The sequence below is a fragment of the Hahella sp. NS-SX17 genome (assembly GCF_057367735.1).
This window is the reverse complement of record NZ_CM170632.1, coordinates 6781931-6806199: the sequence shown is the minus strand read 5'-3', so window position 1 is coordinate 6806199 and position 24269 is coordinate 6781931. Positions and strand designations below refer to the sequence as shown.

Annotated in this window: 29 protein-coding genes; 16 read left to right on the top strand and 13 right to left on the bottom strand. The window is 52.9% G+C overall.

Annotated features, from left to right (window positions below):
• Positions 1–492 precede the first annotated feature (492 nt).
• Complete coding sequence (locus AC2IBB_RS30470; protein WP_486330415.1) at positions 493–1980, bottom strand: AAA family ATPase; 1488 nt, start codon at positions 1978–1980, stop codon at positions 493–495.
• Positions 1981–2147: 167 nt separating this feature from the next.
• Between AC2IBB_RS30470 and AC2IBB_RS30465 the strand changes: the two genes are divergently transcribed.
• Positions 2148–3011 carry a phosphoribulokinase gene (locus tag AC2IBB_RS30465; RefSeq protein WP_486330414.1) on the top strand — a complete coding sequence of 288 codons (864 nt, stop codon included), beginning with the start codon at positions 2148–2150 and terminating at the stop codon, positions 3009–3011.
• A 31-nt stretch (positions 3012–3042) separates the two neighbouring features.
• Here AC2IBB_RS30465 and rrtA read toward each other — a convergent pair whose 3' ends face one another.
• The 3 genes from rrtA to AC2IBB_RS30450 all read right to left on the bottom strand — a co-directional run bounded on the left by rrtA (position 3043) and on the right by AC2IBB_RS30450 (position 5263).
• Complete coding sequence (gene rrtA / locus AC2IBB_RS30460) at positions 3043–3633, bottom strand: rhombosortase (protein WP_486330413.1); 591 nt, start codon at positions 3631–3633, stop codon at positions 3043–3045.
• Positions 3634–3678: 45 nt separating this feature from the next.
• Entirely contained in the window at positions 3679–4473 is a 795-nt protein-coding gene (gene speD, locus AC2IBB_RS30455) for an adenosylmethionine decarboxylase (protein ID WP_486330412.1), read from the bottom strand.
• A 358-nt stretch (positions 4474–4831) separates the two neighbouring features.
• Positions 4832–5263, bottom strand: coding sequence for an OsmC family protein (locus AC2IBB_RS30450; protein WP_486330411.1), 432 nt, complete (start codon positions 5261–5263; stop codon positions 4832–4834).
• Positions 5264–5798: 535 nt separating this feature from the next.
• Between AC2IBB_RS30450 and crp the strand changes: the two genes are divergently transcribed.
• Positions 5799–6446 (top strand): cAMP-activated global transcriptional regulator CRP, encoded by a 648-nt coding sequence (gene crp / locus AC2IBB_RS30445; RefSeq protein WP_011399839.1) that lies wholly within the window; start codon positions 5799–5801, stop codon positions 6444–6446.
• Positions 6447–6509: 63 nt separating this feature from the next.
• On the opposite strand, the gene AC2IBB_RS30440 is transcribed toward crp, so the two are convergent.
• Positions 6510–7262, bottom strand: a complete 753-nt coding sequence (locus AC2IBB_RS30440; protein WP_486330410.1) for a hypothetical protein — start codon at positions 7260–7262, stop codon at positions 6510–6512.
• A gap of 301 nt (positions 7263–7563) precedes the next feature.
• Complete coding sequence (locus AC2IBB_RS30435; RefSeq protein ID WP_486330409.1) at positions 7564–7773, bottom strand: DUF1127 domain-containing protein; 210 nt, start codon at positions 7771–7773, stop codon at positions 7564–7566.
• 86 nt (positions 7774–7859) lie between these two features.
• On the opposite strand from AC2IBB_RS30435, the gene AC2IBB_RS30430 reads away from it, so the two are divergent.
• Complete coding sequence (locus AC2IBB_RS30430) at positions 7860–8762, top strand: LysR substrate-binding domain-containing protein (protein ID WP_486330408.1); 903 nt, start codon at positions 7860–7862, stop codon at positions 8760–8762.
• 26 nt (positions 8763–8788) lie between these two features.
• Here the strand turns inward: AC2IBB_RS30430 and trpC are convergent, their stop codons facing one another.
• From trpC to AC2IBB_RS30415, 3 genes are all read right to left on the bottom strand, one after another.
• A complete protein-coding gene (gene trpC / locus AC2IBB_RS30425; protein ID WP_486330407.1) occupies positions 8789–9586 on the bottom strand; it encodes an indole-3-glycerol phosphate synthase TrpC in 798 nt (265 codons plus the stop codon).
• Positions 9587–9596: 10 nt separating this feature from the next.
• Positions 9597–10637, bottom strand: coding sequence for an anthranilate phosphoribosyltransferase (gene trpD, locus AC2IBB_RS30420; protein ID WP_486330406.1), 1041 nt, complete (start codon positions 10635–10637; stop codon positions 9597–9599).
• 89 nt (positions 10638–10726) lie between these two features.
• On the bottom strand, positions 10727–11317 hold the full coding sequence (locus AC2IBB_RS30415; RefSeq protein ID WP_486330405.1) for an anthranilate synthase component II: 591 nt from the start codon (positions 11315–11317) through the stop codon (positions 10727–10729).
• A gap of 432 nt (positions 11318–11749) precedes the next feature.
• On the opposite strand from AC2IBB_RS30415, the gene AC2IBB_RS30410 reads away from it, so the two are divergent.
• From AC2IBB_RS30410 to AC2IBB_RS30385, 6 genes are all read left to right on the top strand, one after another.
• Positions 11750–11992, top strand: coding sequence for a hypothetical protein (locus AC2IBB_RS30410; protein WP_486330404.1), 243 nt, complete (start codon positions 11750–11752; stop codon positions 11990–11992).
• Entirely contained in the window at positions 11992–12366 is a 375-nt protein-coding gene (locus AC2IBB_RS30405; RefSeq protein ID WP_486330403.1) for an HNH endonuclease, read from the top strand. The genes AC2IBB_RS30410 and AC2IBB_RS30405 overlap by 1 nt, the downstream gene beginning before the upstream one ends.
• A complete protein-coding gene (locus AC2IBB_RS30400; RefSeq protein ID WP_486330402.1) occupies positions 12359–12913 on the top strand; it encodes a lecithin retinol acyltransferase family protein in 555 nt (184 codons plus the stop codon). The genes AC2IBB_RS30405 and AC2IBB_RS30400 overlap by 8 nt, the downstream gene beginning before the upstream one ends.
• Positions 12914–12935: 22 nt before the next feature.
• Positions 12936–13766, top strand: a complete 831-nt coding sequence (locus tag AC2IBB_RS30395) for a hypothetical protein (protein ID WP_486330401.1) — start codon at positions 12936–12938, stop codon at positions 13764–13766.
• Between the two features lie 182 nt (positions 13767–13948).
• Entirely contained in the window at positions 13949–14215 is a 267-nt protein-coding gene (locus AC2IBB_RS30390; RefSeq protein WP_486330400.1) for a hypothetical protein, read from the top strand.
• Between the two features lie 169 nt (positions 14216–14384).
• Positions 14385–15071 (top strand): ion channel, encoded by a 687-nt coding sequence (locus AC2IBB_RS30385; RefSeq protein ID WP_486330399.1) that lies wholly within the window; start codon positions 14385–14387, stop codon positions 15069–15071.
• Positions 15072–15167: 96 nt separating this feature from the next.
• On the opposite strand, the gene AC2IBB_RS30380 is transcribed toward AC2IBB_RS30385, so the two are convergent.
• On the bottom strand, positions 15168–15299 hold the full coding sequence (locus tag AC2IBB_RS30380; protein WP_486330398.1) for a hypothetical protein: 132 nt from the start codon (positions 15297–15299) through the stop codon (positions 15168–15170).
• A 382-nt stretch (positions 15300–15681) separates the two neighbouring features.
• Positions 15682–16341 carry a S24 family peptidase gene (locus tag AC2IBB_RS30375; protein ID WP_486330397.1) on the bottom strand — a complete coding sequence of 220 codons (660 nt, stop codon included), beginning with the start codon at positions 16339–16341 and terminating at the stop codon, positions 15682–15684.
• 84 nt (positions 16342–16425) lie between these two features.
• Between AC2IBB_RS30375 and AC2IBB_RS30370 the strand changes: the two genes are divergently transcribed.
• The 7 genes from AC2IBB_RS30370 (at position 16426) to AC2IBB_RS30340 (ending at position 23248) form a co-directional block, all read left to right on the top strand.
• The gene (locus AC2IBB_RS30370; protein ID WP_486330396.1) at positions 16426–16620 is read left to right on the top strand and encodes a Cro/CI family transcriptional regulator; all 195 of its coding nucleotides are present in this window, start codon (positions 16426–16428) and stop codon (positions 16618–16620) included.
• 20 nt (positions 16621–16640) lie between these two features.
• The gene (locus AC2IBB_RS30365; protein ID WP_486330395.1) at positions 16641–17609 is read left to right on the top strand and encodes a replication protein; all 969 of its coding nucleotides are present in this window, start codon (positions 16641–16643) and stop codon (positions 17607–17609) included.
• A gap of 2 nt (positions 17610–17611) precedes the next feature.
• On the top strand, positions 17612–18322 hold the full coding sequence (locus AC2IBB_RS30360; protein ID WP_486330394.1) for a replication protein P: 711 nt from the start codon (positions 17612–17614) through the stop codon (positions 18320–18322).
• A gap of 61 nt (positions 18323–18383) precedes the next feature.
• Positions 18384–18740, top strand: coding sequence for an antiterminator Q family protein (locus tag AC2IBB_RS30355; protein WP_486330393.1), 357 nt, complete (start codon positions 18384–18386; stop codon positions 18738–18740).
• Positions 18741–18924: 184 nt separating this feature from the next.
• Positions 18925–20535 (top strand): hypothetical protein, encoded by a 1611-nt coding sequence (locus tag AC2IBB_RS30350; RefSeq protein ID WP_486330392.1) that lies wholly within the window; start codon positions 18925–18927, stop codon positions 20533–20535.
• A gap of 267 nt (positions 20536–20802) precedes the next feature.
• Entirely contained in the window at positions 20803–22119 is a 1317-nt protein-coding gene (locus AC2IBB_RS30345; protein ID WP_486330391.1) for a hypothetical protein, read from the top strand.
• 34 nt (positions 22120–22153) lie between these two features.
• Complete coding sequence (locus AC2IBB_RS30340) at positions 22154–23248, top strand: hypothetical protein (RefSeq protein WP_486330390.1); 1095 nt, start codon at positions 22154–22156, stop codon at positions 23246–23248.
• An 81-nt stretch (positions 23249–23329) separates the two neighbouring features.
• Here the strand turns inward: AC2IBB_RS30340 and AC2IBB_RS30335 are convergent, their stop codons facing one another.
• Complete coding sequence (locus AC2IBB_RS30335) at positions 23330–23971, bottom strand: response regulator (protein WP_486330389.1); 642 nt, start codon at positions 23969–23971, stop codon at positions 23330–23332.
• The gene (locus AC2IBB_RS30330; protein ID WP_486330388.1) at positions 23968–24258 is read right to left on the bottom strand and encodes a sensor histidine kinase; all 291 of its coding nucleotides are present in this window, start codon (positions 24256–24258) and stop codon (positions 23968–23970) included. Before AC2IBB_RS30330 ends, AC2IBB_RS30335 begins: the two co-directional genes overlap by 4 nt.
• Positions 24259–24269: the final 11 nt, after the last annotated feature.

The following is a 24269-nucleotide window of genomic DNA, read 5'->3' as shown; positions in this document are numbered from 1 at the left end:
CTGCCACTGGTTTACTTCAGTAAATTGTAGACTGGGTTAACCCCTTGATACGTCGGTATTGCATAGCGCCCTTCGACAGGCTCAGGGCGAACGGTGTGCGAGTTATCAATGCTCGCTTCGCTGGTATTTCTTGGTTGGAATGGGAGGATTTGACGATGAGGGATTCGGAGGAAAGGCGCGGGTCAAGGTTAACTCACCATAAAAGTGTGTTCGAACAATAACGCCCCCCCCAACTTCCCCCGTTCGTCCTGAGCCTGTCGAAGGACCTCCCAGAGCGCCAGACCCTGCCACTGGTTTACTTCGGCAAATTGTAGACTGGGTTAACCCTTGATACGCCTGTATTGTATAGCGCCCTTCGACAGGCTCAGGGCGAACGGTGTGCGTGTTATCAGTGTTCACTGGTGGTTCTTAGTTGGTATAAGGCGTGTGGGGATTCGGAGGAAAGGCGGCGGGCCTTGGTCGGCCGCCGCCATGTCTGTATCGAGAAAGAGCTTAGTCCGCCGGGACGCAGCGGGCTGAGGCCCAGGCGCGCAGGGCGAACATGTCTTCCGCCATGACTACAGAGAGGGGCTGTGTATTGCTGATTTCCTCCAGCACCAACTCCGTCGTTAGCGGTTGTCCCAGGGCGGCGGCGGAGTAGAGGGCGGAGACAACCGCTTGCTCGATTTCGGCGCCGGTGAAGCCGTCCGTGGATTCCGCCAGCAGAGCGCAATCGAAGGTGTCGGGGGCGAGTCCGCGTTTTTTCAAATGAATGTCGAAAATAATCTGGCGTACTTCCAAGGTGGGCAGGTCCACGAAGAAGATCTCGTCGATACGGCCTTTACGCATCAGCTCCGGCGGAAGCGACTTGATATTGTTGGCGGTGGCGACTAGGAAGACCGGGTGTTTGTTTTCCGCCATCCAGGTCAGCAGTGTGCCCAGAACCCGCTTGGATACGCCCTGGTCGTTGCCATCCTGGCCCAGGCCTTTTTCGATTTCGTCAATCCATAGCACGCAGGGGGACATCAACTCCGCCAGTTGCAGCGCCTCGCGCATGTTTCTTTCTGTCTCACCGAAGAATTTGTTGTACAGCGCGCCCATATCCATGCGCAGCAACGGCAGCCCCCACATACCGGCGACGGCTTTGGCGGCGAGACTCTTACCGCCGCCCTGCACGCCCAGCAGCATAATGCCCTTAGGCGGATCAAGCTGTGCTTCCGACTTGCCTTCGACGAAGGTGACCCGTCGTTGCTGCAGCCACTTCTTCAGGGATTCCAGCCCACCTACGTCGGTAAACTTGGCGGTGTCGTATTCAAAGCTCAGCACGCCTTCCATTTCCATCAGTTCGAACTTGGCCCGGTTCACCTCAGGTATATCCGATTGCGTGATGGCGCCGTCATCGAATATCGCGCCCCGCGCCAGTCGGCGAGCCTCTTCGAAGGTGACCCCGGACATGTTGCGGACCAATTGCTGCAGCGTTTTATTGTCGGTTTTCACCTTTTCGCCATAGTGCTGTTGCGACCAGCGCGCGGCTTCTTCGCGTACAATGTTGATCAACTGATCTGCGTTGGGCAGACGCATCTTGAAGTTGGCGCTCAGGTGTTTGAGCTCTCCAGGAATGTTCATGGTATGGCTCAGGAGAATGACGGTATGCCCGTTATTGCGGTGAGTCAGGGCGATGTCTTTGAGCAGGCGGATGTGCTTGGGCTCGTCATCCAGGTAAGGGTGGTAGTCGCAAAGCACGAAAATACTGGCGGTATGGCTGCGCTTGATATGCTCAAGAACCTTTTCCGGATCTTTCAGCATATCCTCTTGCTCCAGGTCGAAGCCGAATCCCAGTCGTTTCAAACCATCTGTTACTGTCCAGGAGAACAGCGGCAAACTTTTCTTGATCGCCAGACGGGTGACGGTGTCCAGCACCCGGGTTTCTTCGTGGCTTTGGATCACTATCAGGGGAATCCGGGAGTCGATCATCAGTCCCAGGTCATGTACTTCGGGCATAGGCGCCTCTGCTCTCTGCGGTGTCGTCAAGGTTGTGTTTATCCTGACAGCAAGATTACCATAGCCTCAGGCTTGGCATGAACCGCCGCGCGCAGCCAGCTCAGTCATCGCACGGAAACAGTCACGTATAGGCTCACTGGTTGAGAGCTAAAGAAGGATACGCATTCATGTCCGCCCGCCATCCCATTATCGCCCTGACCGGATCATCCGGCGCCGGCACCACTACCGCCAGTCGCACCATGCAGAAGATCTTCATGGAAGAGGGCGTGAACGTCGCTATTGTGGAGGGCGACAGTTTTCACCGGTACACTCGCGAGCAGATGGCGGAGCTGGCCAAGCAGGGGCGCTACGGCCAGTGGAACCACTTCTCACTGGCCGCCAATCATATCGATAAGCTGGAAGAACTGTTCTGCGATTATGCCCAGAACGGGCAGGGGCGATTTCGACACTATATTCATGATGATGACCTGGACTTGATCCGGAGCGGAGGCGAACCAGGCACGTTTACGCCCTGGCAATCGTTGCCCAGGCAGACGGACTGTCTGTTTTACGAAGGCCTTCATGGCGGCGTCGCCACTGACGATTACGATATCGCCAGCCATGTGGACTTATTAATTGGCGTGACGCCCATCGTCAATCTGGAGTGGATACAGAAGATCCATCGCGACACTCATGATCGCGGTTATAGTGAAGAAGCCGTAGTGGCGACCATTCTTAACCGGATGGAAGATTATGTGCGCTGCATCGTGCCGCAATTCTCGCAGACTCATATCAACTTTCAGCGGGTGCCGACCGTAGACACTTCCAATCCCTTCATCATGCGGGAAATTCCCAGCCATGATGAAAGTTTTGTGGTGATTCGTTTTCGCCACCCCCGGGAGGTGGACTTTCCCTATCTGATCAACATGATTCCCAATGCATTTGCGTCTCGCCACGATACCCTGGTGGCGCCTGGCAACAAGCTGGCGCTGGCTATTGACCTGATCATCCGGCCTATGGTGCTGGAAATGATCGAGCGCAGTCGAACCTAGCCCTGAAGCGCGCTCCAGGGCCGATTCGTCCTCAGCGGAACTTGCCGAGAAATCGCAGGACGACGGCGATAATCACGCCGCTGAAGTAGCCGAGCAGGTGCGCCTGTTCCGCCACCGGTCCGCCGATCCAATGTGCGACCTGACCTTCATCGTAGTAGGGAGTTTGCTCCCAGATGATCTTGGCGGTGACGCCAGCGAACAGCGCGATCAACACCCAGCGCGGGAAGCGCCCGCCAGCCAGTACGCCGAGCACCAGCAGCCCGTGCAGGACGCCGGACAACCCGACATAGGTGCGGGTGGTTTTGTAAAACAACAGAAGACCGATGGATATCAACAGACTGAGCAGCGCCAGATATAGAGGAAAGCGCCAGCGTTTGAAATTGTGGTCGAACGAGTCGTAGATCAGGTAGGCGGCGGCGGCGTTCAAGGCGAGGTGAATCCAGCTCAGATGAACAAAATGGCCGCTGATCAGGCGCCAGTAATCGCCGCTCATGATCTCCGGGCGGTTGAAATTGAGCAGATAACCGTACCAGTGAGAGAGGACTTGCATTAAAACAAGAAGGGCTGCGAAAAGCAGCCCAGTCTTGTTCAACGTCAGGGATAAAGAAACGCGATTAGTCATTTACGCCTGTTCCGTCGAATGTATACGCCTGTCTTGAAGACTTGATCAGTAAGGCATATTGCGAGAGTAGAAAATCTCCAGCATTTCCTTTTGCAGACGCTCCCTGATGTTGGAGGCTTCGTTGGCGTTCAGTTCGCTGATGCCGGTTCCAAACAGATAATTATCCAGATTGAATTCCTTCAGAATCATCTTGGTGTGGAACAGGTTCTCCTGATACACGTTCACGTCGATCATCTGATAGGCTTCCTGAGTGTCTTCACTGAGGAAGTTTTGAATCGAGTTGATGTCGTGATCGATATACAGTTTGGCGCCGTCGATGTCGCGAGTGAAGCCGCGTACGCGGTAATCGACGGTGACAATGTCGGAATCGAAGCTGTGAATCAGGTAGTTCAACGCCTTCAACGGAGAGATCAGACCGCAGGTGGACACATCGATGTCCGCGCGGAAGGTGCTGATGCCGTTGTCGGGATGACTTTCCGGGTAGGTGTGTACGGTCACATGGCTTTTATCCAGGTGAGCGACCACTGCGTCGGGGAGCGGTCCGGGCGATTCTTCGCTGGAGTCCGCCGGCGGGGGCACTTCGTGTTCGGCGATCAGCATGGTGACGCTGGCGCCGTGTGGATCATAATCCTGCCTGGATACGTTTAGAATGTGGGCTCCGATAATTTCCACAACGTCGGTCAGAATTTGTGTGAGGCGCTCGGCATTATATTGCTCATCGATATAAGCAATATATTCCTGTCGGTGTTTCTCCGATTGCGCGTAGCAAATGTCGTAAATATTGAAACTTAGCGATTTCGTCAGATTGTTGAAACCGTGGAGTTTGAGCTTTTCAGACATCTCAGACCCTCAGTAGATTTGCTGTTCAACACATCGCCGGAAGATCCGGCGCCTACATTCACACAGTGTTCAGACCTGCTCTTCAGACAATCCGGCGAAACCGGAGAATGCGTCGGACGACTGCCCGGAAAAGAGGTCCCGGACGGCATTTGTCCCGGCTGCGGAAAAGCCGCATATTATGCAGGCTATGATAGCTGTTGGATAGTGCAATTTAATGTCGCGTTTATGAGTTTTTCTTATTAAAACCCGGTGAGCGATTATCATCATCATTAAACGGGCGGCTTATTGCGCCCGTATAAAGAGTAATCGATGCTGACAGTGTAAATATTTGAGGGGGGTGGAGTTTTTTAATAGCCGCTTACTGGGCGTCCTCAGGGGCGCGAATTTCAAAGTCGTGGGTGATTTCCACGCCGCCTTTTTCCAGCATGATGGAGGCGGAACAGTATTTCTCGGCGGACAGGTCCACGGCGCGTTTCACCACCGGATCGCGCAGCTCCCTGCCGGTGACGACGAAGTGGATATGAATCTTGGTGAATACGGCGGGAACCGCGTCGGCGCGCTCTGCTGTAATTTCCGCCACGCAGTCAGTAACGTCGGCGCGGGCTTTGGTCAGAATGCTCATCACGTCGAAAGAGGTGCAGCCGCCAAGCCCCAGCAGCAGCATTTCCATTGGGCGCGGGCCTTGATTCTGGCCGCCGTGATCGGGAGGGCCGTCCATCACCACGTCATGGCCGGAGCCGGTCTTTCCGATGAATTTGGCGTCGCCGCCCCAGGTAATGGTCGCTTTCATCTCATACTCCCACTGGATTTTCTGACTCGCTATGGCCGCAACTGCGGGCGGCGGTCAGAGTAGCATAACTCCTTGTCGTGGAAAATATTTCACAAAAGATGGTCTATACTGTGGGTAGTAACCCGCAGTAAACGCCTGCAGGCGGATATTTACGCCTGATCGTCGCATGACGGTGAAACAAAACGCCGGCGTCTGGACAACTGAAATACTGAAATAAAGAAGACTGCACGGCGAGATATTCACACTTATGTGATGCAGGCCGCATTGACGCCCCCTGATCTCTGTCAGGCGCATGGGGAAGGGCGGGGCGTCTCTTGCCTAAAGTGATTATTCGTGCTTAATTTAAGGAACATCTTGATAATTAAGCGGTTGCGGCCAAGCGCCGATCGGCTTCGGAGCGACTCCAAAGCGCCGGATACCGGAGTCGAAACGCCTGTGATGGTTATTAAACAATTAGAAAAACGTTATACCGAACTCAGCGAAACATCCAAGGCGGATAAGTTTCTGCGCCAAAGGTAATGAATGGGACATTAACATGGTCACGATTGCTAAACCGGTCGAGCATAAAACCAAACATCTGGATTACTTCCTGTCGCAGTGTCATCGTCGCCGCTACCCCAGCAAGAGCACCATTATTTATGCTGGCGATAAAAGCGATTCACTGTTCTACATCGTCAAAGGCTCCGTGACGGTCATCATCGAGGACGACGACGGCCGCGAAATGATCATGGCGTACCTGAACGCCGGAGACTTTTTTGGCGAGATGGGGTTGTTCGATCAGGATCAAATGGGCTCCCGCAGCGCCTGGGTCAAAGCCAAGACGGAGTGCGAAGTGGCGGAGATCAGCTACACGAAATTTCGTGAAATCGCGCAAGAAGACCCCCGCGTACTGTATTTCATCGGCGAGCAAATGGCCTCGCGCTTACGACAGACCACCCGGAAAGTGGGAGACCTCGCGTTTCTCGACGTGACGGGCCGGGTCGCGCGCACCCTGCTTGATCTGTGTAAGGAACCGGACGCCATGACGCACCCGGACGGCATGCAGATCAAAATCACCCGTCAGGAGATTGGCCGCATCGTTGGTTGCTCGCGGGAGATGGTCGGGCGTGTATTGAAAGCGCTGGAAGACCAGGGTCTGGTGCAGGTCAAAGGGAAAACCATGGTGGTGTACGGCACCCGTTGACGCCCTGGGAACAATTGGAACCCCAAAAAACGGCGCGAGGCGCCGTTTTTTTATGCACGGCAGTCAGGATTTCTGACGGCGCGGCGTCAGGCGCAGACCTAATAACCCCAGTAGCAGCAGAGCTAGAACTGGGGGCTCGGGCACATTACGGGGGTCATCCGGTCCGGGCACGTCAAAGATGATATCGTCGAAACCAATGCCCGCGGGGTCTGTGTTGTAGATGGATATCCCGGCGATATCCTGTAATCCGCCTTCCCGTGCGAAGCCAAAATAGTCCGTGCCGAGACTGGTGGGCATGATGGTGTCCAGGAGCGAACCATCGCGGGCCCAGAATTCAAATACCGCTGACCCCAGGTTGCCGCCCACCGACTGGAACCCGAACTCGGACTGGTCGTTGTCAAACAAGATCGCTACAGCGCCTTCGCCTATGGCGTCAAAGTTGGGCCATCCCAGATGTCCGAGGCCGGTGAGAACATTGCCGTCAGCGCCGTAGGAGAAAACGTTGAGGTTACGGCCGGCGGCCCCAAGCGATAGGGTCAACCCCCCACCTGTCGGCGCACCGCTGAGAATGTCTGAATTGCCGCTGGTGGAAAGCGTTTGTCCTTCAAACTTTTCGGCGAACGAAGCGCCGACCAAGTCGATAACGCCATCGTAATTCGTACCCGGCGCCGCACCGCCTGTAACGGATTCAAAATCGATGAGGACATTGCCGGATAAGCTGAAATAGTCCACCTGATTGATCATCGCCGCATGCGTAGCGGTGGCGGACAGGAACAGGGCTGACGCCGTCAAGCAGACTTTGAGGTTGGTTTTCATTGTCACTGCACTCCCTAATAATACAGAAGCCTTGCAAGGCATTTATTAATAGAGCGGTGTAAGTAGTTGGCGCGGAAGGGCCAACGGGTATCGTTGTATTTATTGACGAAAGCAGGCGACGAGACGTCTGCCTGACAATAAATAAGTATAGGCGGTTCTCACTGGTTTGCTTAAAAAATGTTCTGATTTTTGCTGCGACAGCGCCATACGTTTGTCTGTAAAGGAGATTATGGAGCTAATGGCGTTCTTCAACTGGGCGAATAACCGGCGTTCCTTCGCCGGGAATAATCCGACGCTTCATTCAGCTTCTCCAGAAGGGTTTACTGGCTTCCTGGCGACGGTCGTCTTCGGTAATGCCCAGATCTTTGAGCAAGTAATCATTCAAACTGGCCAGCTCACGACGGGTTTTAGCCTGCTTCCTCCATCGTTGCGCCAGGTTTTTAAAACGAGTTAGTAAATCTAATGTCTCAGTTTGCTGATGGTTGTGTGCTAATCTGATTGCGGTTTTCATATTTGGCCTCCTGTGTTTTAAGAATAGTAAGGCGGCCAGACGTACCGTTAAAACGATATGTTCTAATTCATGGATTAGTAAAACTTATGAGTAGATTGATCCATCAACTGAAGTCATTGTGGGTGCTGGATGTGGTGTTGCGGTCAGGCTCTTTTACCGCTGCGGCGGAAAGGCTGAGCGTGACTCAGTCGGCGGTCAGCCAGCATATCAAGGCGCTGGAAGAAGAGTTTGGCCCCTTGTTTGAGCGCGGAGCGAGAACTCTGACGCCGACGCAGACGGCGCTGCGGTTGGGGCCTCACTTGCGCAAGGGGTTTGATCATCTTGAAGAAGGGGTGGAGACGATTCGCCGTTGCTGTAATCAGATAACCGTCAGTGTGTTGCCTTCCTTCGCCAGCGCCTGGCTGATTCCGCGGCTGCACAAGTTCAACGCGGAGTTTCCCGACATTGATATCCGCATCGCCATGTCCAACGACGTCGTGGACTTTCGTGACGCAGATGTAGACGCAGGCATACGTTTCAGTTCCCGCACCTTTCCCGAACTGATCGTGAAAGATCTGGCGGAAGAAGAAATCTTTCTTGCGGCGAGTCCGGAGCTGGCGAAAGGGATTGGCTCGGATCTTAGTGTATTGAAGGATCATGTGCTGGTGGATTCTGACGCCCCGGACAGCTTCAACTGGAGCGCCTGGAAGAAGGCGGCGGGTTACTCCGATCTGGAGCCCCGTCGACGCATTATTATTTCCGACTCCAGTCAGGTGATCCGACTTGCTCTGGCGGGGCAGGCGGTCGCTTTGGTACGCAGGATACTGGTGCAGGAAGAGTTGAGTGCGGGCCGACTGGTCAAGCTGTTCGATTTTAGTTTGAAGATAGATCAGCGCTATTTACTGGTCATGCCTACGCGCTCCCGTGGCAATGCGGCGTTAAGGCATTTCACCCAGTGGCTGCAGCAAGAGATTGAAGCGGCGTCAGCGCCGCAGCAGAGCGGCGCATAATAAAAGGACGGCCGGGGCGACCCGTTTCAGAGAAACAGCTCGCGCAGCTTGGCGCCGGGATCGTCCGCGCGCATAAAAGACTCGCCCACCAGGAAGGTATTGACTCGATGATGCTGCATCAGCGCCACGTCCTCTGGCGTATGGATGCCGCTTTCCGTTACCACGATGCGGTCTTCCGGAATGCGATCCAGCAGATTGATCGTTGTATCAAGGGAAACGTCAAAGGTGTGCAGGTCGCGATTATTGATGCCTACTAACGGCGTATTCAACTCCAGCGCGTACTCCAGTTCCTGGGCGTTATGCACTTCCACCAGCACGTCCAGGTCGATTTCTCTGGCTTTGGCGCAGTAACTCTTCATCTGCTGAGGCGAGAGGGCGGCGGCGATCAACAGAATGCAGTCCGCATTGAGCAGACGACTTTCGTACACCTGATACTCATCGACAATGAAATCTTTGCGCAGCACTGGCAGAGATGTCGCGCTGCGGGCTTGGATCAGGTATTGATCAGCGCCCTGGAAGAAATCGATATCGGTCAACACGGAAAGGCAGGCGGCGCCGCCTTGCTCATAACTCTTGGCGATGGCTTCGGGGTCGAAGTTTTCCCGAATCACCCCTTTGCTGGGAGAGGCCTTCTTGATCTCAGCGATGACCGCCGGGGCATTGTGCTGAAACCGCTTTTCAATGGCGCGGGCGAAACCGCGCACTGGGCCCGCCCGATGCAGACTGTCTTTCAGCACGGACAAAGGCTGGCGCATCTTGCGCGCTTCCACTTCCTGTTTTTTACGGTCAATGATCTTTCTCAGAATCGTAGGCGTGTCGTTCATAAGTTGACCTTTATTCCTCTTCCTTAAAGCAGGCCGAAAAACTGGCCAGCTCTTTTAGTTTAGCAAAGGCCAGCCCGGAACCAATCGCATCCTGGGCCATTTCCACGCCTTCTTGAAAGGAGCGGGCCAGGTCTGCGGCGTAAATCGCCGCCCCAGCGTTAAGGGCGACAATGTCCCGAGCTTTTTGTGACGTTTGATCCGTCGCTTTGGTCAGCGCTGCTTCAATCAGTTTCAGGCTTTCCTCTGCGCTGGTCACGGTCAGGCCGTCCAGAGAGCGGCGCATGATTCCTGCGTCTTCTGGAGTAAGCGTGTATTCGGAGATTTTACCGTCTTTCAGTTCCGCCACATGGGTTTCACAAGCGAGGCTGACTTCGTCCAGGCCGTCCGCAGCGGAGACAACCAGGACATGGGTGCTGCCCAGTCGTTGCAGTACTTCCGCCAGCGGCAGACACAGCAATGGGTTGAACACGCCGATGACCTGCTTGGTCACGCCAGCGGGATTGGTTAGAGGCCCCAGCATGTTGAAGATGGTGCGGATGCCCATTTCCCGGCGAGGCCCGATCGCGTGCTTCATGGCGCTGTGATGGGCGGGCGCGAACAGAAAGCCGACGCCGATTTCTTTGACGGCGCGTGCGACCTGCTCGGAGCTCATGTCCAGGTTGATGCCGGCGGCTTCCAGCACATCAGCGCTGCCGGAGCGGCTGCTGACGCTGCGGTTGCCGTGCTTGGCGACTTTGCCGCCCGCGGCGGCCACGACAAAGGCGGCGGCGGTGCTGACGTTAAACAGGTTGGAGCCGTCGCCCCCGGTGCCGCAGGTGTCCACCAGATGCGGATCGTCGATATCGACTTTGCTGGCCAGCTGGCGCATGACCTGGGCGGCGCCGGTGATTTCGCCGACGCTTTCACTTTTGAATCTCAGCGCCACCAAGAACCCGCCAATCTGTGCGGGAGTGGCCTGTCCGGTCATAATCTGCTGCATGACCTCAATCATTTCTTCGGTGGTGAGGTCTTTTCTATCGACAACTTTGGCGATAGCGGCTTTGATATCCATGGCGCAATTCCTCGTAGTTTTTAGACTATGTTGTTTTCTTATCCGGCGCGCAATTAAACCTAAGCTTACGCCGTTGGCTGATCTCTGACTTAGCGGTTGACCGTTTGCAGCAGGAAGTTACGCAGTAAGTCGTGGCCTTGTTCCGTGAGAATGGACTCCGGGTGGAATTGCACGCCTTCTATCGCCAGTTCCTTGTGACGCACCCCCATGATTTCTTCCAGACCGCCGTCTTCATTCTGGGTCCAGGCGGTGACTTCCAGGCAATCCGGAAGACTGTCCGCGCGGATGACCAGTGAGTGGTAGCGGGTCGCTTCAAACGGATTGTTGAGACCTTTGAATACGCCGATGTCGTTGTGATACACCTTGGAGGTCTTGCCATGCATGACTTTGCCGGCGCGAATCACTTCACCGCCGAACGCCTGACCGATGCTTTGATGTCCCAGGCATACGCCCAGGATAGGAAGCTTACCGGCGAAATGTTTGATCGCCGCGACGGATATCCCCGCTTCATTGGGCGTGCAGGGCCCGGGGGAGATCACCAGGTGCTGCGGTTGCAGCGCCTCAATTTCTTCTATCGTGATTTCATCGTTGCGATAGACGCGCACGTCGGCGCCCAGTTCGCCCAGATACTGCACGACGTTGTAGGTAAAAGAGTCGTAATTATCAATCATTATAAGCATTTTGCGAGTATCCGTTTGAATTTATTGGATTTTTGTTGAATATCTTTGATTTGATACCCGCTTGAGTACCCGCTTTCTTGGTGGATACCCAAAACAGCGTTGAGAGGTTGGGAGCATTGCACCACGGATTCTGATATTCAATTGGCGAAGCCCTACTACTGACTAACTGCCGCATTGGTGGGTATTCATCGATGAATGGGCAGGGCGCTACCGGGGCAGCCCTGTAATACTAACGCAAAGGGAAGGATGAAGAAATCACCGAGAGAGTGAGTTTATGGCTGATCCTGCAACGAAACTGGCTCCCGTTAGCCATGCTGTGTTTTCTGGCGTTGCTTGTGTATGACTCCTTCGGTCTGCTGACGTTTCGCTTAAGCGTGGAAGTCAGGGACCTGCTGCAAATAGGGCTGGGCGGATACGTCGCTGGCAGATCGCTTGGACAAAACCATAAGTGTGGGCCACCTGATCAGCACGCTGGTAATCGCCATTTCCGTAATCACCTGGGCGGGCTCCATAGATCGCCGTGTGGAGCAAAACGCGCTGGCGGTTAAGTACCTGAATGAAGAGCAGGTGCAACAGCGGCAACGCATCGACGCCGTCCGCAATGAGATCAAAACCGACCTGCGGGCCATCAACGACAAGTTAGACCGCTTGATCGAGCGGCAGGGTGACCGCTAATGCCACAAGCTTCGTTAAGGCCCTGCAAAGATAAAGGCTGTCCCAATACGACCCGGCATAAGTCACGATACTGTGAGAGCCACGCAGACAAGCGAGAGGCGACACGCTGGGGAGTCTGGCAACAACAGAAGGGCAGCGACACCCAACGCGGTTACGGTTGGCAATGGCGGAAGCTGAGAGCGCGGATACTGAGACGAGATAACTACTTGTGTCAGGTGTGCTTAAAGGCGGGGCGTACAAGTGCAGCGACTGAAGTGGATCACATTCACCCTAAATCCCAAGGAGGAGACGACCGGGAAGTGAATTTGCAAGGTATTTGCTGTGCTTGTCACCGAGCCAAATCGGCGTTAGCTGGCACTACGAGGGATGTGTAGTGTGTGGTCAATATATGGTGCGGGAAAAAAAATATTGCACAACATATTGTGTGATTACAAAATATACAGCATACTTTTTGTACAGGCTGGTGATCGGTTCACCGGTATCATAAATGTAGTAAGAGGTACTCACTCTATGGCAGATATGATTTGTACAGAAGGGCTATATGTGGTCTCCAGGCCAATACAAATGTATGGCCTACCATTAACTCACTACGGACTTCTTGATGTCGGGAATGTTACTGGTTTATTCCTCTCAGGTGGAGCAGGCCCAGTTGTATACCACTTGACCCAGCCTGTCCTTAAGGCTGAGCGGTTTAATAGTGCCGACGGGTGGAAGGTAATATCTCATATTCCTGATATTTCAAAGGCAATTGCGCGACTCGCTGAATCTTTACAGAATCCACGATATAGCTTGTTAACGAATAACTGTGAGCACTTCGTAAACTTTGTTTCTCAAGGTGGGCGGTGGAGCAACCAAGTTATTTGGGGTGGCCTCATAGTGGCAGGGGCGGCTCTGTGTTTTGTTAGTTTCCGGGCGAAGTAGTTTAGAGGGAAGGAGGTGGCAAATGGGTGTATATACAGAGCAATTGACAGATAGATTTCAAAATAGAGGATCTGCTGTTGGATACTGCGTAATCTGCGGAGCACATGGAAAGCTAACTTGGGACCATGTTCCGCCTAAGAAATGCAATAATTTATCTGACCACGAACTGAAGAGGTGGACGGATTCATTAAGCTATCCTGGTAAGAAAGGTTTTACCTCGCAAGGAGGAACTAAGTTTCGAACAATCTGCACAGAGTGCAATAGTGGACGGCTGGGAACCGAATATGATCCATCGCTGGTATCTCTCTCAAACGAGATAACAAGGTTGGTTGAAAGTAGTCTTATCTTGCCGGCAAGCCATAGCTTTTTTGTTACACCGCAGAGGATTGCGAGATCCGTAGTAGGACACATACTGGCCGCCCACTCGATACAAGAGATTAGTACAGGGCCTTCTAGTGCACCTGTACCACAGAAATTAAAGGAGTATTTTTTAAACCCAGAAATGCCCTTTCCTGAAGACATGGAGCTACTATGTTGGGCTTACCCCTTTCGGCGCCAAGTGGTAATCAAGAACGTGGGGAAAATATCGATTCAGCGAAAGGGAGGGATTTATAGCCACATCTTGAAATTCTTACCGCTAGGGTTCTGGCTATTATGGCAAAAGCCTTTGGGAGTTACCTTTAACTTGCCAAGCCTTCTCCCTGATAAATCAATGGGGATAAATGAGCGGCATATTTTGAATATTAATTTATCGAGAGTTCCTGATTACGACTTCCCAGAAGCCCCGGCTGATCACGAGGCGGTGATGCATTGCTCAGAAACAACAAGCATAGGCGTCCCTAAACGAAGGTAGCAGGCTTCAGAAAAAAACTGGATGAAAAATGAACAAAATGTGATGGGGGCGGGTCAAATCTCTGTCACCTGAGCGACCAACACCGCACCCCTAAGTCTTTTTTTATACCCGCGAAATTAAAAGTTTCAGCTTCTGGGCTGGAGGTGAGCCAGTAACGTGCTGGCAGCGCTGAAGAACTGCTTTTGCTGGTTCCTCTTGCCATGTTTTGTGAATTCAAATTGGTTCAAATTCTTTCAATAGATGAAATCCTGCAAAGCGCTATGAGTCTTTGTATTGCTGGTGGATTGACTTATTTTCATTTCATCGCGCCAGGGTTTACGCAAAGCTCACAGGCGTGGGGAGGAGTGAGTTTTCGTTCTGTAGCGAGACGACAGAATGGTTTTTGGGAGTTCTTTACTACAGAAGAATTTTCTAAAATCGGCTTATGGAAAAATTTCTGCAATTTTTAGAGATATATGAAGTACGATTGCCCTGGATGTCTAGTAGGACTTTTGGCGGGCAAAAATGAATACATGAGCTATGATCAAGTAGTTTTTTGCCGCCCGCTTACAGAAGAGGAAGCAGCAGCTCATACTTGAGCAAAGCGTTAGCGAGTATCACAGTAAATCACGAGAGATTATGAAAGAGATTCACGCAGGGAAAAGGTTGGTTTTTATTTTTGTTACTTCCGTCCTATTAGTAACTTGGATTCCTCTCGCTTCTGATATAGGAAGACTATCCTTATTTGCATTAGCATTCGTTGTGTATGTGTACACATTTTATTCAATCGGAAAGCTTATCTCGGAGTACAAAAACTATCCGAAAACTGATAGCGCCTTAATGCAGCTCTATTTAAATGTATGGTTGACTTTTTCAAGCGCTTACTTTTTTCTTTCCGCAATCGATATAAACGAAGATATGATTTTTGGCTTGCGGGCTATGAATCCTCATTTTTCACAGAATTACTCATTAATTAGTGTTGTTGAGTATTTGAATGGAGTTGGCTTTACTTTTGTTAATTGCATCTACTACAGCCTTGTCGTAATGGCTACGCTAGGTGATTCTAGTGTTTTGCTAAAGGACCCCCTTCCTCGCATAGTTGTAATGTTTCAAGTTGGCTATACTATTTGGCTCACAGGTTACGCTCTAGCAAATCACTTCAGCAACAAAAGCACTGAAGAACTCAAGAAGGTAGAGGAAAGCTTGAAATCGGAAATATCTTATACCAGAAAGAAAAAACAACAAGTTGCGTTCACTGATGATAAATTTTCATTTAGAAAGTTTGCTAACAAGGCAATGCGGCGGATTCGTTACGCTCTCCGCTGAATGTGGCGTTAGAAGCCTATAGGTGGATTCAACCTAATTTGGCGCTTGGATGGGGCTCGGCGGTGCTGGTGGTGTCCGTATTGGTGGCCTGAACGTTTAGGTTGTGTTGGCGCTGCTTTGTGAGTCGTTGCCTCTGACCATGGCGGAGCGCAAACCGCCCTCGGTGGCGCTGTCGACGCCTTGGTTAAGATCGGCGGCGTAGGTTATCCGCCTCGGACAGGTTGGCATGGTCACCACTCAGTAGTTTTAATGCGCCGAGGGCTTCTGCTGCCACCTTGTACCGCACTATGCTTGCTGACATCGGTCAGGATGTGCTGGTAACGCTCCCGATTGTCCAGGGCGTCCACGCACCGGTGGGCGTAGTGTCAGTAATGCCTCCGTGAATCATACGTAGTCAGTCACCTTTGGCGCTCACACGCCGACGCACATCTAGACTTTGTGCGTCGCAACCAGAGGGCGAAGAAAGGATTCAAGATATGTTTGTATTAGCAAGCCTTCGTGGTTTCTGAAAACTTGCCTGTCTATAGAATTATAGCTTTCTGACGGGGAAGAATTTAGGTTTTGCTATAAAGTCAAAGTCTATTATTGGCGTAGCCCGCCATGACGCGGGCTAATCTGGCAATAAGTCGAATTCAAGCCTTTTCACAACGCCAATGATGGCGCTTTCTTCTGCCAGCTCTATTGGCTTGTAATCGGGATTCAGCGACATCAAGTATTGATTCGGGCCGTCAACCACCAGCTTCTTAATAATCGCCTCTTTTGAACCTTTCAGTCCGACGACCACAATCATTCCGCTTTCTGGAGTAATGTCCGGGTCAACGACCACAATGGCTCCCTCAGGAATCGATGGCGTTCCATGCGGGTTGGCCATAGAGTCTCCCACCGCTTTCATAGCGAAGGCATGCGGTCCAACCACGACGCTGATCCCGCGCCAGGCTATCGCGTCTTTATGGTGGAAGGTATTCACGATCTCCTTCCACACACTAGCTTGTTGGGGCGAAATTAAAGGCACTTTCCCAAGGCTGGCGTAAGGCTGATAACCGGCTAACTTTTCATCTCCCGCCCTCTCCGCCTTCCCGTAAAGCAGCCAGTCCGGCTTGCAACTGAGCGCGGAGCAAAGCAAGTGAAGATTCTCGCCTCGGGGAGAGGTTTCCCCCTTTTCCCATTGGGAGATAGTGACGTGCGAAACCCTCACCATCTTGCCCAGGCGACCTTGAGTTAATCCGAGAAAATTCCGCCTTTCTCGCAGGCGCTGTCCTAAGTCTGTCATGAAAGAGATCTTAAGCGATATTGACGAAACATGTCTTTAATGTTCAAATTTATCAAATCTTAAATTCATGAGAAAGGAATGTCGATGAGAAAAGCAGACGCCGTTGCCTATTTTGGTGGCAAATCAAAGCTCGCCAACGCGCTGGGAGTGGCTCCCGCGTCGGTATCACAGTGGGGTGAGTTTCTGCCAATGTTACGCGCCTATCAGATTGAGCGCATGACTGGCGGCAAGTTAAGAGTTCGGAAAAGAGTGGCGGCTCAAATTGGGCGGAGAGTATGAGGACGGAGAAGGAAATCACTATGACGGCGCAATCTAATGCAATGGGTAATGTGGTGCCTTTCAGAGCGTCGCAGGCGTCGAGTGAGGCGCCACTGGAGGCCAGCCCTATCAAAGCCGATTTGGAGAATGGATACACCCGTGTGGCCAATACGCTGTTAGAGGCGATGTGTCATGTTGAGCTAACCAGCCGTCAGTTCCGAGTGTTTTTAGCGGTGGTTCGTAAAACCTACGGCTATCAGAAAAAAGCCGACTGGATGACGGCGGAGCAGATCAGAGAGCTGATGGAGTACAAGGGGAGTTCCACGCACATCTGCGCGGACTTGCGAGAGTTGAAGGCGAGAAAGTTGGTTACTCAGGATGGACGTAAGATGGGCCCGAACCCTGTCTTTTCCGAGTGGGCGTTTATCAAACCCAAGCGTAAAGTGACTGCAACGGGTCATCAGGACACTGGCCGAAAGGCGTTACAAAATGAACCGGAACCGGTCACAAATATGACCGAAAGCGGTCACCTTGAACGCCATGATGAACGATTTGCAGGTGACCAGAATCGGTCACTTGAGGAACCGAAACCGGTCACCCAGGTGACGGAAAGCGGTCACAAAAGGTGTCCGAAATCGGTCACCACAAAAGAAAAGAAAGAAACTTATCCAAAAGAAATGATAGAAAAAGCGCGTACGAAACGCGCCACCCAAGCGCCGACCGATTTCGACATCCCCGACGAACTGTTCGCCTGGGCGATCAAAAACCAAATCACCACGGATCTTGTCATCGAAACCGACAAGTTTCTCGATTACCACCGGGCCAAAGGTTCAACGTTCAAGTGCTGGAACTCCGCATGGCGTAACTGGATGCGCAACAGCATGAGGTTTGCGCCAAAGCCAACCCGTCACTCGCACCTCAACGAATACGGCGCAGCGGGCAACAGCACAGTGCCTGGGGATGTATACGGATTTCACGACACAAGTTGGGCGGATGATTTAGGGATATAACCATGGAAACAAAACCCATCGGATCACAGCAAATTCAAGACGCAATCAGTCGAACGGTACGCCGATGCGACACGCTACAGCATGCGGCCCAACGTAGAGCTTATGGACAGTCTGAGGCGGTCATTTCCAAGCAGGCGGCGGAGGTTGTCAATCGTCTGTTCACGGAACTTAGCGGGATATTCCCGGCTTGGAAGTACGCCTTTCCAGACCATGAAGTCATCCAGCAGGCCAAGAAAGCCTGGACCAAGGGCTTCATAGAAAACGGAATTATCACTATGCAGCAGGTTCAAGTGGGACTGGTGAGAGCGCGCAGACTGAACACCCCGCACATACCCAGCGTGGGCCAGTTCATCGCATGGTGTAAGCCGACAGCGGAAGACCTTGGCCTGATGCCGGTGCAGGCGGCCTACCGTCTGGCCTGCGAAGGGCTTCAGAAGCTTGAACGCAGTGACAGCCTCGCCCATCTTGCGGTACGGATCGCGGCGCGGGAAACGGGCTGGTATGAGCTTAGACAGCGCCCTGAAAGCGAAATGCTGCCGCTGTTCACCCGCAATTACGACATCGTCTGTCGCCGCGTCATGAACGGGGAAGACATCCAAGCCGATATTCCCAAGGCGTTGCCAGAACAGCCCGTGAAGGCGTCTAAGCCGATCCCGAAAGAGGAGGCCCGCCGGAGAATGGCGGACTTGCTGAAATCCATCTCGCCCAACTAGGTCAGGAATAAGAATCACTGAATATCTAGTTTCAAGAAATCAACAGAGAAAGGGAAATGACATGAACAGAACGATGAACGAAACGCCATGGCTGTTGGAGCAATGGGCGCAGTGGTCAAAGATGGATGCAAGCCTGGGCTATTCGTCTTCAACGCCCTTTTCCCGTTTAAACGGCAGCGCGACGCGTTCCCCCGTTATCACGGATCAGGAAGCAGCGGCGGTGGATTTGGCGGTGTCCAAACTGCGGGTGCGGGATGAAGAGATGGGAGAGGTCGTGCGGCTGTATTACATGGCGGGGGAGAACCTGTCCTATGTCGTCAGACGCATGCCGAAACTGGATCGGCGCAAGGCGGACCTGTTGGTGAAGTCGGGTGTCGCCTGGATTGATGCGACGCTGCATTCACAGACATTGCAGTAACGGGAGAATAGCGACACAGAATCACGGAGGTCAATAAACGCCTGTCGGCGGTAGAGGGATAAACAATATATCGGAGAGGACGTGGCGGTGAGCTGGCGCGGTCGCATTGGCCATAGGCGCTATTGTCGCGCCCTGACGACTTGTTTATCGTTTCCGCTTTGACCTCAACAACCGGAATACGCACGTGACCGACTCCCGACAAGCATTCATCCGCGAGATTTTCAGAGCCGCTGCCCAGGAACAAGAGAAGGACAGGAGCCGGAACATACTTTCCGACGTGTTTGATGCGCTGGAACGTATCTCAAAGAACGAGGGAGAGTTGCTTCAGGACTTAATGGAGATCGTTCTCACCACCGATTTTCCCAGTGAGAGTGAGGTGGTCGCGGACATGTTGTTTGCGGCGCTTTTGGCTGTGTTGAATACCGTGGCGGACAAGTGTCCCGACTCCGTGGCGTTTGCGACGGTGAACGACTGGCTTGACGACCGGCTGCTGCGGGCGCTTGATGAGGATGCGGATCTGATGATGGTGCGCCGAACCATTCAAAGCGCCACCTGCGCCCGGTTTGAAATGAGCGAAGGGGTAATTTCCCGGATCGCCGAGATCGAGGCCCGCAACAGCCTTCCCTTTATTGGCGTCCCCACCGTGGAGATGATGGCGGAGGCCGTGCGGGACCTGATTTCCCTAAATCGGTGCAAGACGGAATGGGACTTGCTCCATGTGCTGTCTCACCTGGGGGCGCAAATGCCGGAAGGCGCGAGCATGTCTTACGTACTCGCCTTATTGCAGCTTGAGGCGCCGTGGCGGGATTGCGCCGCCTTGCTCACCGTGGACCCGATCCGCAGGAACCGGGCGGGCGCGCTCGTGGCGTGGCTGCATCCGGATTGTCAGGCGCGCGCCAATGAGACAGACCTTGCACGACTGGTGGCGGCGCGCAAATGGTTGCCAGAGACGGAAAGGGAGTGCATTGACGCCGTGGTGAAAGAGCTGCAACGCCTTGGCGTTGGCGGCGCGGTGGCGGAAACCGCGAAAGCGGAAGTGCTTGGCTGCTACGTGTCTCCGTTCGACTCCATGGGCGCGTTCTACGTGTCCCTGGCGCTGCGGCTTGAAGGAGAATGGAAAACCTGGAGCGCCCGGTTGCAGCAAGGCGTTGGCGTGACCAAAGGCGGGGTGCTCTCATTTCCTGATCGCGAAGCCCTGGATATGCAGGTTAAAAACGGCATGCTGCATTTGCTCCTGGAGGCGGTTCCGCTGCCGGTCGCGCAAGCCGTTGTGCGTCACTACTTGCTGCATAACCGCGAGTCGGGCGTGCTGCCCGCGCCGGAGTTGCTGTGGCTGATTAGTCACGTGGAGGGCGAGTGGTCGCTACCGGGGGCGATGGACTTTGAAAGCGTGGCGGAGAAGTTAGAAGAGGCTGGAGAGCTGCCCGCCGATCAGTGGGACTTCGCCAAGGATATGCGCCGGTTGACCTGCCTCTGGATCAGGCCGGAATGGACTCAGGACTATCCCTCCAGCGAAGCGTTAGTCCAGGAAGGTTTCGAGCCGCAAAGAGACATGTGGCGGGAGCGAATTCTCTTGTCGGCTTATTTCCTTCAGCAACAATCAGGAAACAAAAAAGATATCGAACTATTGCGGCAGGCCGCCGCCGGGATCGCCGCAGGCAAGGCGTTGATGGACGTCTCCCTGATGCGGGAAATGGCGGAGGCCGCCTTTCATTGGGAGGGGACGCCAATTCAATGGGAAGAAATGCCTCTGGGAGAGATGGCGCGCTTCCATCGCCAGATTTATCAGGACTGATGATTCAACAGTAATAATTACCCAAGGACTCCCCCGTAGACCACATGGCATAACCCCTCTGGCGCCTTGTGTAGGGGAGTCGGCTTTGTTAACTTTTGTTTCAACTATAAGCAATTTTCATTGCGCACAACTCAATACTATTCGCCGCCACCATAACCTCGTCCCGGCTCTATGCCGCTGGTCGTCCCTGCCCGTTTGCCAGAGTGGGGAGCCTGTTGGGCTGAAGACCAACGATCAATATGACACAAGGAATTTTAAGGATTAATTATGAGTCAAGCCTCTTCCAACTTTACCCGGGTCGGCGTTCCTGGCGCCGGAAAGCAGGTTTATGCTGTAGGCCCCGTTGCAGTTTCCTACCAGAAAATAGTGCAGAAATCTAAAGAGGGTAACTATTGGGCGACCATGGTTCTCAATGAATTTACCCGGCTGACGTCCGGCAAGCTGGGACACAACCATGTTTACGTCAAACGTCAGACCTTTCCCGGTGGCGTGGAGACCTTTTTCCTCAAGCTGCCCGGCTGTGAGGCGATGGTTAAAGAGCTTCGCGGCGGTTATTACATTGCGCATCTTGAAGTGAATGACGATTACTTTACGCTTCAGGAAAATGGCAGCAAGCCTGGGATGCATTATGCCTACAAAGACTCTAAGCGTATTGGAAAGTTTATTATTCAACCTCTAAATAAAACGCAACTAGCGGTTAACAAGCGTATTTTTAATCTGCAGGCCGGATTGCCCAATTCACATTCAGAGGATGCCGCTGATAACGCCCTGGTGAGTATTGGCGCCCCCGAAAAGGACATGCAAATGGCGGCAAACCTGGGCTTGGCTCATATAAAGAACAGCCCTTTCAACGACAGCAAGGTAGACCAATTTGGCTTCAACTTGATGTATACCCCGGGCACAGGGGACAAAGGAAAAGTAGGCGGATGCATTAGCCTCAGGGAGGCCATGAATCCCGAGTATGTCGAGCGCCTGATGGAAACGTCCTATATACTTGCCGATGCAATGCAACAGGCGGAAAAAGCGGGCGTCAAGGTCGCCTGGGTCTCTCACGAAGCTGGCTCGGCATATCTCACTCAGGCCATGAGCATCGTCCGCAGTCGCGGACTTATGTTAAGCAAGCAAACCATTTACCTGAGTCGCCCCTTGACCAACCCGGACAAGACCTACAATTTAAGCCAGGAATTGGGCATGACGTTGAACGCCAAGCTTTCCCACAACAACTTCAATAACCTGAATGAGCTGGCGGCCGGGGCGGGAAATCTTTGGGGTGTCACCACCAGCATTAAGCGCCTGAGGAAAGACGCCAGCTACAAGACTTTCGACTACTGTAAAGAGGTGGGGGGGACGATTTTCTCCGCCGGTAATGTTTGGAAGATAGGCGTGGCCGCGACTTCCGGCGTCGCCGCGTACTATGGCGGCCTCTCGGCTGTCGTCACAGCCGTTGGTGCAGGCGCGGGGGTGACGGTGCCCTTCCTTGTCGACAATATGCGCTCGATGGCGCAATGGCCGAGCAATCAGGCGGCGATTGAGGGGATGGTCAAACCGAAACTGGAAGCCTGGATAGCAGGGTTTAGAAAGTAACGCCTAACGCTATGATAGGCGGGAGAATGTAACGATGGGTTTTTTCAATCGGAAGCAAAAAGAAAGCGGGCCTTGTATTCCCATAGGGCCTAATTTTACAAGCGCGAAGCGGCAAAGCACGCTTTTATCCGGCTCGAAGTTGTCGGTTTGCTTGAACCGGCATACGCCAATCGTGTCTTCCGAGCCACAAGTCATACCAAAACAGAGCTATAATATATTTACCGACGAAGCGTACGAGAAAAGCATTGCCTCCGATTTTGAGTACTTTCGGTTGTTGACATGTAGCTGGAAGTTTCGGAAGGCGCTTTTTTCCAGTTATGTTGGGCATCTGGAATTGATGGCGACAGTCAAGAAGCGCCCCCCTTCCGCTCAGGATAAATCACTTTTAATTCCCGATAAATTTGAAAGCTACGTATTGAGCGAAATTACGGGGCAATTTGGCTCCCATTTTTTGCATGGTAAAAGTATATACGAAGCGCCACATATTTGGCGTGTGCATGATCATCTGCCTGTTCCCGCCGTAAGTTATGAGGCGCGCCCTGTTATTACAGGTAATTCCCGCGAGGTATACTTCGTATTCCCCCTTGATCATGATGTGTGTGTTTTCTTTTATTTCGGGTTTGGTCAGTATGAGCCCGGAACTCTTTCTCAAAAGGATGCCGCGATTTCTCCCGAGCCTCTTTACGAGTTGACTCGGCGAATAATCAACAGCGTCACCCTGGAGCCTTCTGCGTCCTTGAGGGAAGAAATCGAAAAAATAAAACAAAGCTACCCCGACTCCAAACTGAGCCGGGAGGTAAAGCCCCTGAAATGGAGTACGCCGGAGCAGGACGCCGAGTGGGAGGAATATCAAAAACGGGAGGCTGAAAGCAAAAAGTGTTTTGAGCAAATAAGAGAAGAGATGAACAGTCCTGAAGTGAGGGCCCTGCAAGAGATGGTAATGAACGCCTCGGCGGAAGAGCTTACTCGTCTTACGGAGCAGGCGATGGAGGAGGAGAGGAACAATCCAGACGCAAAGCCGTTCGTGGATGAATTTACCGCCGAAGAACTCGCTCAATTTATGGACGTGCCGCCGGAAGAGGAGAAGAAGCAATCCGATGCGGACGCGAAGAATAAAGACCGGGGTTAGCCTTGTTTCCGCTCATTTGGTCCAGTCGAGCATGGACCGGGTGGGCGGCAAATGCCTATCCCCGGGCTTTTCACATTTCGCTTAATCTTCAATCTCATCAATGACGCCCAACCGGAGGGCGCACTCCCTGAAGCCTGTTCGACTGACGCCAAGCACGGGTTTGATTTTCTCAGTGATAAGATTGTTGATCCGCTTTTCGCTCAGGTTCAACTCGCTGGCGACTTCAGCCATATCGCTGCCTTGAGCGAACATTAGGAAAATCTGCTTTTCCCTGTCATCCAGCTTACGCAATGGGTCGCGCACGGCTTTCATTCCGATGCTTTCTAAGACACCGGGTGCGAAGTAATCGTCACCTTGTGCAACAGTTTCTATCGCCTCTACAACCAGTTTCAAGCTGGCGCTCTTTTTTACATAGCCTTGAGCGCCCATGGTGTAGCACCCTGCGATGGTATGAATATTTTCTCGCATGGAAAAAATGACAATCCGAATGTGCTCATTCCGCTCCTTTAACCGTCTGATAAGAGAGATATCCCCTTTGGTCCCTTTGAAGCCGAGATCGACAACAAACACGCTTACATCCTCTCGGCTGGCGTTTTCCATTAGATCCGCCTCAGTTGAGGCGTGCCCAACGACGTCAATGTGAGGATATTGGCAAAGCATATCCCTTAATCCACTGATGACGATGTCATGATCGTCAGCAAGAAAGACGCTTATCTTATTCATGGCGTTAATATCGTCTGAGGGTCCATCATTTCAGGTAATTGTATGGGGAGGCGTACATGGATGGCGGCGCCTGTTTCAGGTTGTTGCTCAATCCAGAACTGGCCTCTTAGCGCTATCGCTCGCTCCTTCATGGAGGTTAAACCGTGCCCGCCGCTACCGCCTGCGGGAGGTACGCCAACGCCATTATCCCTGATGCATAGGCGAAGGCAATGTGGGGAAGCAGTTTTGTCCACGCCCAGGCTAACGCTAACTTCCGTCGCTTGGGAGTGCTTAGCGACATTTACCAAGGCTTCTTCAA

Excerpts from the sequence above, each read along its gene's own strand:
- AC2IBB_RS30450 (WP_486330411.1), bottom strand. The coding sequence starts at position 5,263 with ATGAAAGCGACCATTACCTGGGGCGGCGACGCCAAATTCATCGGAAAG.
- AC2IBB_RS30395 (WP_486330401.1), top strand. The coding sequence starts at position 12,936 with ATGGGTGTATATACAGAGCAATTGACAGATAGATTTCAAAATAGAGGA.
- AC2IBB_RS30365 (WP_486330395.1), top strand. The coding sequence starts at position 16,641 with ATGACGGCGCAATCTAATGCAATGGGTAATGTGGTGCCTTTCAGAGCG.
- AC2IBB_RS30380 (WP_486330398.1), bottom strand. The coding sequence starts at position 15,299 with ATGCCAACCTGTCCGAGGCGGATAACCTACGCCGCCGATCTTAACCAA.
- AC2IBB_RS30335 (WP_486330389.1), bottom strand. The coding sequence starts at position 23,971 with ATGAATAAGATAAGCGTCTTTCTTGCTGACGATCATGACATCGTCATC.
- AC2IBB_RS30355 (WP_486330393.1), top strand. The coding sequence starts at position 18,384 with ATGAACAGAACGATGAACGAAACGCCATGGCTGTTGGAGCAATGGGCG.
- speD (WP_486330412.1), bottom strand. The coding sequence starts at position 4,473 with ATGTCTGAAAAGCTCAAACTCCACGGTTTCAACAATCTGACGAAATCG.
- AC2IBB_RS30465 (WP_486330414.1), top strand. The coding sequence starts at position 2,148 with ATGTCCGCCCGCCATCCCATTATCGCCCTGACCGGATCATCCGGCGCC.
- AC2IBB_RS30405 (WP_486330403.1), top strand. The coding sequence starts at position 11,992 with ATGCCACAAGCTTCGTTAAGGCCCTGCAAAGATAAAGGCTGTCCCAAT.
- AC2IBB_RS30430 (WP_486330408.1), top strand. The coding sequence starts at position 7,860 with ATGAGTAGATTGATCCATCAACTGAAGTCATTGTGGGTGCTGGATGTG.
- AC2IBB_RS30370 (WP_486330396.1), top strand. The coding sequence starts at position 16,426 with ATGAGAAAAGCAGACGCCGTTGCCTATTTTGGTGGCAAATCAAAGCTC.
- AC2IBB_RS30440 (WP_486330410.1), bottom strand. The coding sequence starts at position 7,262 with ATGAAAACCAACCTCAAAGTCTGCTTGACGGCGTCAGCCCTGTTCCTG.
- trpD (WP_486330406.1), bottom strand. The coding sequence starts at position 10,637 with ATGGATATCAAAGCCGCTATCGCCAAAGTTGTCGATAGAAAAGACCTC.
- rrtA (WP_486330413.1), bottom strand. The coding sequence starts at position 3,633 with ATGACTAATCGCGTTTCTTTATCCCTGACGTTGAACAAGACTGGGCTG.
- AC2IBB_RS30435 (WP_486330409.1), bottom strand. The coding sequence starts at position 7,773 with ATGAAAACCGCAATCAGATTAGCACACAACCATCAGCAAACTGAGACA.
- AC2IBB_RS30470 (WP_486330415.1), bottom strand. The coding sequence starts at position 1,980 with ATGCCCGAAGTACATGACCTGGGACTGATGATCGACTCCCGGATTCCC.
- AC2IBB_RS30340 (WP_486330390.1), top strand. The coding sequence starts at position 22,154 with ATGGGTTTTTTCAATCGGAAGCAAAAAGAAAGCGGGCCTTGTATTCCC.
- AC2IBB_RS30400 (WP_486330402.1), top strand. The coding sequence starts at position 12,359 with ATGTGTAGTGTGTGGTCAATATATGGTGCGGGAAAAAAAATATTGCAC.
- AC2IBB_RS30345 (WP_486330391.1), top strand. The coding sequence starts at position 20,803 with ATGAGTCAAGCCTCTTCCAACTTTACCCGGGTCGGCGTTCCTGGCGCC.
- trpC (WP_486330407.1), bottom strand. The coding sequence starts at position 9,586 with ATGAACGACACGCCTACGATTCTGAGAAAGATCATTGACCGTAAAAAA.
- AC2IBB_RS30415 (WP_486330405.1), bottom strand. The coding sequence starts at position 11,317 with ATGCTTATAATGATTGATAATTACGACTCTTTTACCTACAACGTCGTG.
- AC2IBB_RS30385 (WP_486330399.1), top strand. The coding sequence starts at position 14,385 with ATGAAAGAGATTCACGCAGGGAAAAGGTTGGTTTTTATTTTTGTTACT.
- AC2IBB_RS30360 (WP_486330394.1), top strand. The coding sequence starts at position 17,612 with ATGGAAACAAAACCCATCGGATCACAGCAAATTCAAGACGCAATCAGT.
- crp (WP_011399839.1), top strand. The coding sequence starts at position 5,799 with ATGGTCACGATTGCTAAACCGGTCGAGCATAAAACCAAACATCTGGAT.
- AC2IBB_RS30375 (WP_486330397.1), bottom strand. The coding sequence starts at position 16,341 with ATGACAGACTTAGGACAGCGCCTGCGAGAAAGGCGGAATTTTCTCGGA.